The sequence below is a fragment of the Rhodovulum sp. genome, from assembly GCF_011048875.1.
In the GTDB taxonomy this organism is placed as follows: domain Bacteria; phylum Pseudomonadota; class Alphaproteobacteria; order Rhodobacterales; family Rhodobacteraceae; genus Rhodovulum; species Rhodovulum tesquicola.
On sequence record NZ_DSDD01000031.1, the window covers coordinates 1 to 3061 of the forward strand.

4 protein-coding genes are annotated in these 3061 nt (G+C 65.7%); all 4 read right to left on the reverse strand.

Going from position 1 to position 3061, the window contains the following annotated elements; translation table 11 throughout:
* Positions 1 to 1520: baseplate megatron protein TIM-barrel domain-containing protein (locus tag ENN83_RS01180; RefSeq protein ID WP_287183094.1), on the reverse strand; the 1520-nt coding region annotated here is incomplete at its 3' end.
* Between the two features lie 6 nt (positions 1521 to 1526).
* A complete protein-coding gene (locus tag ENN83_RS01185) occupies positions 1527 to 1988 on the reverse strand; it encodes an NlpC/P60 family protein (protein ID WP_287183095.1) in 462 nt (153 codons plus the stop codon).
* Positions 1985 to 2869, reverse strand: coding sequence for a DUF2163 domain-containing protein (locus ENN83_RS01190; RefSeq protein ID WP_287183097.1), 885 nt, complete (start codon positions 2867 to 2869; stop codon positions 1985 to 1987). Before ENN83_RS01190 ends, ENN83_RS01185 begins: the two co-directional genes overlap by 4 nt.
* The coding region (locus ENN83_RS01195) for a DUF2460 domain-containing protein (RefSeq protein WP_287183100.1) at positions 2866 to 3061 on the reverse strand (196 nt) is incomplete at its 5' end. The genes ENN83_RS01195 and ENN83_RS01190, both read right to left, overlap by 4 nt.

Genomic DNA, 3061 nt, shown 5'->3' on the forward strand with positions numbered 1-3061 from the left:
CGAAACGCCTGAACGGCCGGATAGCTGGACGCGCCCGAGCGAATGGTCGTCAGCCCGCGCATCTCCGAACCGATCAGGAAAGCATCGACCCCGCCTGCGACGGCGCAAAGATGGGCGTAATGCAGGATCATCCGGCGCAGACCCCAGTCATTGGCGGGGCCAGTCCAGGTCACACTCTCGCCCAGAATGATGAAACTGGCGGGTGTTGCACTGCCAAAGAAACTCGACACCTGCGCGGCGGCACTCGCGGTCTGGTCCGCACTGTCTGCAAAACCCGCCGCTGGCGAACAGGTGATCCGCCCCCGCCATGGAAATACCGGCTGGCCGGTCCCGGTAGCATCATCGCTGTAAGGATCAGGCAGCGTGTTGCCGGGCGGCACATCCATCAGGATGAAAGGATAGAAGGTGACCCGCAGGCCCCGGGCCTTCATCTCCCGGATCGCCTGCACCACCGCGAAATCCGCCGGCGTGCCGCCGTAGACGGGGCGGTCGTCGCCATTGTCGCTCGGACCAATGGCGCTCCAATGGCGACCGTCGCGGCTGACGAGGAAGGCATTGGCGCGGCTTACGCCGTTCACCGACCAGCTGGCGGGTGTGGTGGATTTGGCCGAAACCTCGACGCCCGGCCGCACCTTGCAGGAGCCCGCCCGCAGATCGTCGCCGAACCAGGCCACGACGAGGCTGACACTTTCAACTGCGGGCGCCATGGCCTGCAAGCGGTCGAGCGCCACCACCATGTCTGCCGTGTCGGACAGCGCGTTCAGGTTCTCAGGGACCGAGGCGCCGCTGCCGCTCTTGCGGATGGGTTGTGTCGCGTAGGTGAACTCGCCCGAGGCCGGGATCACGGTGACGGCGCGGGTCAGTCCCTCGGCCGTGTCGGGATCGGCCAGCGGGCGGAACACCTCGAAGGAGAGCTGCGGCAGGCGGTTGCCATAGGTGGAGAGCGCCAGCTCCTCGAAGACCACATAGGCGGTGCCGCGATAGGCGGGCGTGCGGGCCGCGCCCATCTTTGCCGTGATGAACGGGTCAGGCTCTTGCCCGTCATCGCCCGGATACCAGCGCAAGGTGACATTCGAGAGATCAAGCGGCTTGCCATCGGCCCAGATGCGGCCAATGCTGGTGATTTCACCTTCGCACAAGGCGACCGCAAAGGACGCATAGTACAGATATTCGGTCGTCCTGACCTTCGGACCACCACCCTTGCCCCCTCCGCGCTGGGTCGTGGTTCGGGTTTCCTCGCGGAAATCCTTGGCCCAGATGATGTTGCCGCCGATCCGCATGCGCCCAAAGACGCGCGGGATCACGGCGCCTTCGGTCGAGGAGGTGATGCGCAAGCTGTCGAGCCGTGTGCCCTCGATCCGCTGCGCCGGCGCGAGCGATGAGACCAGCCAGCTATCGACAGCCGACCCGATGGTCGAGCCGATCATGCCACCGATCACCGTGCCCGAGAGGCCGAGGATCGCACCGCCAAAGCTCGACCCGATCGCAGAGCCGACAGTGCCAAGGACCAATGTTGCCATTTGCAGTCAATCTCCGGCGGGAAACAGGAAAGCGAAGGCGATACGCCGCCGCCAGGCTTGTGTCAGTGGCTGCTCAATGACGCCGAGCCGCTCGTAGGCGTGGAGGAAGCTGTCGGACCCGGTCAGGATTCCGACATGCTTGGCGATGGCGCGCGGCATCATCCGAAACAGGAGCAATGCGCCGGGTGGCGCATCAGCTACTGGCACCTCGATCATCATGTTGCGCGCGCCCTCGGCCAGCACCTCGCGCGGGCCGGTCTCGCCCCAGTCCCGGCTATAGGGCGGGATCGGGAAGGGCTCAGGCCCGACAACTTCCCGCCAGACGCCGCGCGCGAGGCCAAGACAGTCACAGCCGACCCCGCGCAGGCTTGCCTGATCATGATAGGGAGTGCCGAGCCAGCTGCGCGCGGCGGCGATGACGCGGATGGGGTCAGCAGCACGCGGATTGGCCAGATCAGCCGGGTTCAAAGGACACCGCCTTCATGCCCACCATCGCGCGAGGCATAGCGCAGGATCGTGTCCTGCCCTGGGATGTGGGGAAAGCCCCGGAAATTCGCGACATTCGCAAACTTGGCGCTGCAGGTCTCGATCCGCTTGTCGCAACCTGCGCGGATGGTGAAGGCGTCGCCCTCTTTGAGGTCGCGCACTGGTGCTTCCAGAAGCGTCAGGATGGCGACGCCATCGGTGACGTCATGGCCCAGCACCTCGGCCCTGCGCCCCGCATTCGCGCCGCTCGTCCACTCAATTGTGCCGAAGGCGAACCAGCCCGCTTCAAACCCGCCAAGCCCCGAGGCGGTAAAGGCCCGATCGCGCAACAGGTCGATGACGGTGCCGCTGCCCTTGTAGGCCGGGTCCTCCAGATCGATACCGCAGCGGGCATCGCCCAGCGCCGCATCGCAGCCCGCCTGGAAACTTCGCCCGACCGTCTGGCCCAGCAAATGCGCCAGCGAGCGCACCTCAGCGACGAAAGCAAGCCGCCCGCGCCGGATCTGGCCGATGGCGCCTCGGCGCATAAGCACGCGCTGGCCGGTGTCGGCCCAGTTCACCCGCCAGACCTCGACCTCCGCACTGTCCCAGCGCCCATCAAGGATGTCGGTCTCGGTGATCCGGTCGGAAGACAACACCCCTTCGGCATCCTGCGCATCGACCGACAGGTTTGATCCAGCACGGATTTCCGAGGCCGCAAAGCCACTTTCCGGCTCGAATTCGGCGCCGTCGAAGACCAGCACGCGGTCATGATCGGTAAAGCCGAAGGCCACACCATCAGCACGGGTGATGCGCCAGCACCAGGCGAGCGTTGTCGTGCCATCATCGAGATGCGCCTGCAAAGCAGGGTCGAGCTGCTTCATCGCCGGATCTCCAGCAGGGGAATGGAAGTGATCGAGCCCAGCCGCTCGATATCGAGGGTCACGTCCAGTGTGTCGGTGTCGAAACGGACCGGCACGTCGAACTCGAAGCCTGCGGTGATTGCGACGCCGCTGGCAGGGGCTGTGTCGAAATTCAGCACGCCGGTGGTCGTGTCGACGGACCAGCCGCCGGTC

Excerpts from the sequence above, each read along its gene's own strand:
- ENN83_RS01190 (WP_287183097.1), bottom strand. The coding sequence starts at position 2,869 with ATGAAGCAGCTCGACCCTGCTTTGCAGGCGCATCTCGATGATGGCACG.